This is a genomic window from Kineococcus indalonis (assembly GCF_009906395.1).
In the GTDB taxonomy this organism is placed as follows: Bacteria; Actinomycetota; Actinomycetes; order Actinomycetales; family Kineococcaceae; genus Kineococcus; species Kineococcus indalonis.
On record NZ_JAAALM010000216.1, the window covers coordinates 1 to 6,284 of the forward strand.

Annotated in this window: 6 protein-coding genes and 1 pseudogene; all 7 read right to left on the reverse strand. The window is 76.8% G+C overall.

Going from position 1 to position 6,284, the window contains the following annotated elements:
* Positions 1-88: 88 nt before the first annotated feature.
* Positions 89-1,297, reverse strand: a complete 1,209-nt coding sequence (gene metK / locus GTR00_RS11715) for a methionine adenosyltransferase (RefSeq protein ID WP_166611803.1) — start codon at positions 1,295-1,297, stop codon at positions 89-91.
* Positions 1,294-2,601: a bifunctional phosphopantothenoylcysteine decarboxylase/phosphopantothenate--cysteine ligase CoaBC gene (gene coaBC, locus GTR00_RS11720; protein ID WP_166611804.1), complete on the reverse strand. Its 1,308-nt coding sequence runs from the start codon at positions 2,599-2,601 to the stop codon at positions 1,294-1,296. Before coaBC ends, metK begins: the two co-directional genes overlap by 4 nt.
* Positions 2,598-2,861 carry a DNA-directed RNA polymerase subunit omega gene (rpoZ, locus tag GTR00_RS11725; RefSeq protein ID WP_166611805.1) on the reverse strand — a complete coding sequence of 88 codons (264 nt, stop codon included), beginning with the start codon at positions 2,859-2,861 and terminating at the stop codon, positions 2,598-2,600. Before rpoZ ends, coaBC begins: the two co-directional genes overlap by 4 nt.
* A 94-nt stretch (positions 2,862-2,955) precedes the next feature.
* Complete coding sequence (gene gmk, locus GTR00_RS11730; RefSeq protein WP_166611807.1) at positions 2,956-3,498, reverse strand: guanylate kinase; 543 nt, start codon at positions 3,496-3,498, stop codon at positions 2,956-2,958.
* 218 nt (positions 3,499-3,716) lie between these two features.
* Positions 3,717-4,031, reverse strand: a pseudogene (mihF, locus tag GTR00_RS11735) (integration host factor, actinobacterial type); the annotation flags it as partial.
* A 157-nt stretch (positions 4,032-4,188) separates the two neighbouring features.
* The gene (locus GTR00_RS11740; protein WP_323132418.1) at positions 4,189-5,253 is read right to left on the reverse strand and encodes an ABC transporter ATP-binding protein; all 1,065 of its coding nucleotides are present in this window, start codon (positions 5,251-5,253) and stop codon (positions 4,189-4,191) included.
* Positions 5,250-6,245, reverse strand: a complete 996-nt coding sequence (locus GTR00_RS11745) for an ABC transporter ATP-binding protein (RefSeq protein WP_166611808.1) — start codon at positions 6,243-6,245, stop codon at positions 5,250-5,252. Before GTR00_RS11745 ends, GTR00_RS11740 begins: the two co-directional genes overlap by 4 nt.
* Positions 6,246-6,284: the final 39 nt, after the last annotated feature.

Here is a 6,284-nt window from a genome sequence, read left to right on the forward strand (position 1 = left end):
TCGCTGGGGGGTGCGGGCTCGGCGCCGGGCCCGGCGTGGGGCTCGACGGGCGCGGGGGTCGCGGCGCCCGCCGCCGGGGCGGCGGCGCTCAGCTGCCCGTGGCGGCGCGCAGCGCGTCGACGCGGTCGGTGCGCTCCCAGGTGAACCCGGGCAGCTCGCGGCCGAAGTGGCCGTACGCCGCGGTCGTGGAGTAGACGGGCTGCAGCAGGTCCAGGTCGCGCACGATCGCGGCCGGGCGCAGGTCGAAGACCTCCCGGATGGCGCTCTGGATGCGGCCGAGGGCGACCTGCTCGGTGCCGAAGGTCTCCACGTACAGGCCCACCGGGTGCGCCTTGCCGATGGCGTAGGCCACCTGCACCTCGCAGCGGCGGGCCAGGCCCGCGGCGACGACGTTCTTGGCGACCCAGCGCATGGCGTAGGCGCCGGAGCGGTCCACCTTGGAGGGGTCCTTGCCGCTGAAGGCACCGCCGCCGTGGCGGGCCATGCCGCCGTAGGTGTCGACGATGATCTTGCGGCCGGTCAGGCCGGCGTCGCCCATGGGGCCGCCGATCTCGAAGCGCCCGGTGGGGTTGACCAGCAGCCGGATGTCGGAGGTGTCCAGGTCCAGGCCCTCGAGCACCGGTTCGATGACGTGGCGGCGCACGTCCGGGGTGAGGGTCTTGACGAGGTCGACGTCCGGCTCGTGCTGGGTGGAGAGCACGACGGTGTCGAGGGTGACGGGCCGGTCGCCGTCGTAGCCGATGGTGACCTGGGTCTTGCCGTCGGGGCGCAGGTAGGGCACCTCGCCCTTCTTGCGCACCTCGCTGAGGCGCTGGGAGAGCTGGTGCGCCAGGTGGATGGGCAGGGGCATCAGCTCGGGGGTGTCGTCGCAGGCGTAGCCGAACATCAGGCCCTGGTCGCCGGCGCCCTGCAGGTCCAGCGGGTCCGCGCCCTCGGCGTCGTAGCCCTCCTGGCGGTTCTCCCACGCCTCGTCCACGCCCTGGGCGATGTCCGGGGACTGCGAGCCGATGGAGACCTCCACCCCGCAGGTGCGCCCGTCGAAGCCCTTGGCGGAGGAGTCGTAGCCGATGCCCAGCAGCGTCTGGCGCACGATCGTGGGGATGTCGGCGTACGCCTCGGTGGTGACCTCCCCGGCGACGTGCACGAGGCCGGTGGTGACCATGGTCTCCACGGCGACGCGGCTGCGGGGGTCCTGCGCGAGCAGCGCGTCCAGGACGCCGTCGGAGATCTGGTCGCAGATCTTGTCGGGGTGCCCCTCCGTGACCGACTCGGAGGTGAACAGGCGCAGGGTGGTCACGGGGCTCCAGTCCAGGGGTTCTCGGGGGTGGTCGTGATCGCGGCCAGCATAGGCACCACCGCGTCCCAGACCGCGTCGGCGACGACGTCCTTGCTGGTCTCCGGGACGGTGCGCTCGGTGCCGTCGGCGCCGAGCAGCACCACGGCGTTCGTGGGGGCGGCGAAGCCCTTGGTCTCGCCGACCTCGTTGAGCACCAGCAGGTCGCAGCCCTTGCGGGCGAGCTTGGCGCGGCCGTGCTCCAGGACGGTGCCGTGCTCGTCGCCGGTCTCGGCGGCGAAGCCGACGAGCACGGGCGAGGGGGCGCCGGCGCGCGCGGCGACCAGGCCGGCGAGGACGTCGGGGTTGCGCTCGAGCACCACCACGGGGTCCTGGCCGGGGTCGTCGGTCTTCTTGATCTTCGCGGTGGCGCGCGCGGCGGGGCGGAAGTCGGCGACGGCGGCGGCCATGACGACCGCGTCGGCGCCGGCGGCGGCCGCGGCGACGGCCTCGGCGAGCTCGACGGCGGTGCCCGCGGGCACCACGTCCACGGCGGCCGGGGCCGCCACCTCCAGGTGCGCGGCCACCAGGGTGACGCGCGCGCCGCGGGCGGCCGCGGCGGCGGCCAGCGCCACGCCCTGCCGGCCGGAGGAGCGGTTGCCCAGGAAGCGCACCGGGTCCAGCGGCTCGCGGGTGCCGCCGGCGGAGACGACCACGCGCCGCCCGGCGAGGTCGTGCCCGCGCGCGCCGGAGCCGAGCAGGCGGCGGGCGGCGGCGGCGACCTCCCCCGGCTCGGGCAGGCGCCCGGGCCCGGAGTCGGCGCCGGTCAGGCGCCCGGAGGCCGGTTCGAGCACGGTGGCGCCGCGCTCGCGCAGCAGCGCCACGTTGGCGCGGGTGGCCGGGTGCTGCCACATCTCGGTGTGCATGGCCGGCACGAGCAGCACCGGGCAGGTGGCGGTGAGCAGCACGTTGGTCAGCAGGTCGTCGGCCAGGCCGTGCGCGGCGCGCGCGAGCAGGTCGGCGGTGGCGGGGGCGACGACGACGAGGTCGGCGTGCCGGCCGAGGCGCACGTGCGGGACCTCGCTGGCGGAGGTCCACACGTCGGTGGCCACCGGGTGCCCGGACAGCGCCTCCCAGGTGGCGCGCCCGACGAAGCGCTCGGAGGCGGCGGTGGGCACGACGGTGACGTCGTGACCGCTCTCGGTGAGCTCGCGCAGCAGCAGCGCCGCCTTGTAGGCGGCGATGCCGCCGGCGACCCCGAGGACGACCCGGGGCGCGCGGGCGGTGGCCGCGGCGGGGGCCGGTCCCGGGGTCGTGCCGGAGGTCACTGCTCGACGGGCTCCGACGTCAGCAGGCCCTCGTTGATCTCGCGCATCGCCACGGACAGGGCCTTCTCCTGCACGTGGGTCTCCACCAGCGGGCCGACGTACTCCAGCAGGCCCTCGCCGAGCTGGGAGTAGTAGGCGTTGATCTGCCGGGCGCGCTTGGCCGCGTAGATGACCAGCGCGTACTTGGAGTCGGCGGCCGTCAGCAGGTCGTCGATGGGCGGGTTGGTGATGCCCTCGGGCGCGGCGACGGTTCCAGCCACGGTGTCTCCTCGGTTCGGTGGGTGAGCTGATCGCTCGGGACGTCGCCCGTGCGGGCCGGCCCGTGCCGGCTGCGCGCGGGCAGACCCGCCCATCCTACGAGCCCCGCACCCCCATCCAGCTCACCAGCTCGTCGGTGGCGCGCTGGACGTCGTCGTTGTAGATCGTCACGTCGAACTCGGGCTCGGCGGCCAGCTCCACGCGGGCGGTGGCCAGGCGGCGCTCGCGCTCCTCCTCGCCCTCGGTGCCGCGGCCGACGAGGCGGCGCACGAGCTCCTCCCAGCTGGGCGGGGCGAGGAAGACGAAGCGGGCCTCGGGCATCGCCTCGCGCACCTGGCGGGCGCCGGCGAGGTCGATCTCCAGCAGGGCGGGGCGGCCGGCGGCCAGCACCTCCTCCACGGGGCGGCGGGGGGTGCCGTAGCGGTGCCGGCCGTGCACGCGGGCCCACTCCAGCAGCTCGCCGCGCTCGACGTAGCCGTCGAAGGTCTCCTCGGAGACGAAGTGGTAGTGCACGCCGTCGACCTCGCCGGGGCGGCGGGCGCGGGTGGTGGCCGAGACGGAGATCCACACGTCCGGGTAGCGCCGGCGCAGGTCGGCCGAGACGGTGCCCTTGCCGACGGCGGTGGGCCCGGCGAGCACGGTCAGGCGGGCGGGGCCCTCCCCGCGGGGGTGGTGCTCCTCGAGCGGGTGGTGCTGCCGGCGCCGGTGCGGGCCGTGCGGCGGCTGGTCCTGCGGGTCGTGCTGGGGGTCGGTCACGGTCAGGACGCGCTCCCGGCCGCGCCGCTCGCCGCGCCCGGCGCGGCGCCGTTCGCGGCGGCGCCGTTCGCGGCGGCGCCGTTCGCGGCGGCGCCGGGCGCGCCACCGCCGAAGCGCTCCACGAGGGCGGCGATCTGGTGGGCGCCCAGGCCGCGCACGCGGCGGGACTCGGAGATGCCGATCTCCTCCATGATCTGGCGCGCGCGGACCTTGCCGACGTTGGGCAGGGACTCCAGCAGCGCGGAGACCTTCATCTTGCCCAGCACCTCGTTGTCCTGGCCCTCGCGGATGACCTCCTCCAGGCTGCCACCGGCGTACTTCAGGCGGTTCTTCACCTCCGCGCGCTCGCGTCGGGCGGCGGCCGCCTTCTCCAGTGCGGCGGCGCGCTGTTCGGCGGTCAGGGGCGGCAGGGCCACGGTGTCACCTCGGGTCGTCCGGCTGGGGCAGGCCCGCTGGTCAGCAGGCGGGTCGGCGCAGCTGGTCAGGGCGTGCGCGGCAACCTAGCGACACCCCGCGCGCACCGGCAACGGCGGGGTGCCCGCCCGGCGCCCGGGCCGGGCGGCGGCGGTGCGCTCACGCGGCGGCCCGGGCGGGCAGGCGCCCGGACTCGATCTCCTCGGCCCAGTGGCAGGCCACCCGCTGCCCGGCCGGGTGCCCGGCCACGGTGCGCAGCGCCGGGCGCTCGTCGGCGCACCGGGTGGGCTGCGCCCACGGGCAGCGGGTGCGGAAGCGGCAGCCGGAGGGCGGGTCGGCGGGGCTGGGCAGGTCGCCGGCCAGCACGATGCGCTCGCGGCGCTCCTCCACGAGGGGGTCGGGCACGGGGGCCGCCGAGAGCAGCGCGCGCGTGTACGGGTGCAGCGGGCGGGCGTACAGGGGCCCGCTGGGGCCCTCCTCGACGAGGGCGCCGAGGTACATCACGCCCACGGTGGTGCTGACGTGCTTGACGACGGCGAGGTCGTGGGCGATGACGAGGTACGTCAGACCCAGCTCGCGCTGCAGCTCCTCCAGGAGCACCAGCACCTGCGCCTGCACGGACACGTCCAGGGCGGAGACGGGCTCGTCGGCCACGAGCAGCTCGGGGTCCAGGACGAGGGCGCGGGCGATGCCCACGCGCTGGCGCTGGCCGCCGGAGAACTCGTGCGGGTAGCGGCCGGCGGCGGTGGTGGGCAACCCGACGCGCTCGAGCAGCTCGCGCACGCGGGCCCGGTGCGCGCGCGGGCCGCCGGGCAGGCCGTGCACGGCCATCGGCTCGGTCAGGGCGCTCTCCACGCTCTGGCGGGGGTCCAGGCTGGCCAGGGGGTCCTGGAAGACCATCTGCATGCGGCGGCGCTCGCGGCGCAGCGCCTCGGGGCCCAGCGCCACCAGGTCGGTGCCGCCGACGACGACGGAGCCGGCGGTGGGCTCGGTCAGCCGCAGCACCGCCCGGCCCAGGGTGGACTTGCCGCAGCCGGACTCCCCCACCAGGCCGTAGGTGGTGCCGCGGGGCACGTCGAGGTCGACGCCGTCGACGGCGCGCACGGCGCCGACGGTGCGGCGCAGCAGCCCCGTGCGGATCGGGTAGTGCACCTGCAGGCCGCGCACGCTCAGCAGCGGCTGGACGGCGGTGGCGGGCACCTCGCGCTCGAGCGCGGCGCTCACCGGGCACCGCCCGCGACGGCCGGGGCGGCGGCGCCGGCGGGGTGCACGCAGCGGGCCAGGTGGCCCGGGCCCTGCCCGGCCAGGGCGATCTCGCCGCCGCGGCAGGCGTCGTCCCCGCGCGCGCAGCGGGGCAGGAACGCGCACCCCTGCGCCCACGGCAGCAGGTCGCGCACGCTGCCGGGCACGGGCCGCAGCGCGGTGCCCTCGGGGGCGTCCACGCGCGGCACGGCGTCGAGCAGGCCGGTGGTGTAGCGGTGCCGCGGGGAGGCGAACAGCTCGCGGCGGCCGGCCTGCTCGACGACGCGGCCGGCGTAGAGGACGTTGACGCGGTCGCAGGTGCCGGCGACCACGCCGAGGTCGTGGGTGATGAGCAGCATGGCGGTGCCGGACTCCCGGACGAGGGCGGTCAGCAGGTCCAGGACCTGCGCCTGGATGGTCACGTCGAGGGCCGTGGTGGGCTCGTCGGCGATGATGAGCTTGGGGGAGCAGGCCAGGGCGGTGGCGATGAGCACGCGCTGGCGCATCCCGCCGGAGAGCTGGTGGGGGTACTCCCCCGCCCGGCGGCGCGGGTCGGGGATGCCGACGCGCCCCAGCAGGTCCACGGCCTCGGCCCGGGCCTGGGCGCGGGTGAGGTCGGTGTGCGCGCGCAGCACCTCGGTCAGCTGCCGGCCCAGGGTGAGCACGGGGTTCAGGGAGGTCATGGGGTCCTGGAACACCATGGCCAGGTCCTTGCCGCGCCGGCGGGCCAGCTCGCGCGGCGGCAGGGTCAGCAGGTCGGTGCCGGCGAAGCGCACCGAGCCCTCCACGTGCGCGCCGCGGCGCGGCAGCAGGCCCATGACGGCCAGGGAGGTGACGGACTTGCCGCAGCCGGACTCCCCCACCAGGCCGACGACCTCCCCGGCGCCGACGGTGAAGGAGACGCCGTCCACGGCGGTGACGGGGGCGCGACCGCGGCGGGTGAAGCGCACCCGCAGGTCCTGCACCGCCAGCAGCGGCTGGGCGCCGGGCGCCGCGGCGCCGGGGGCGGGGGT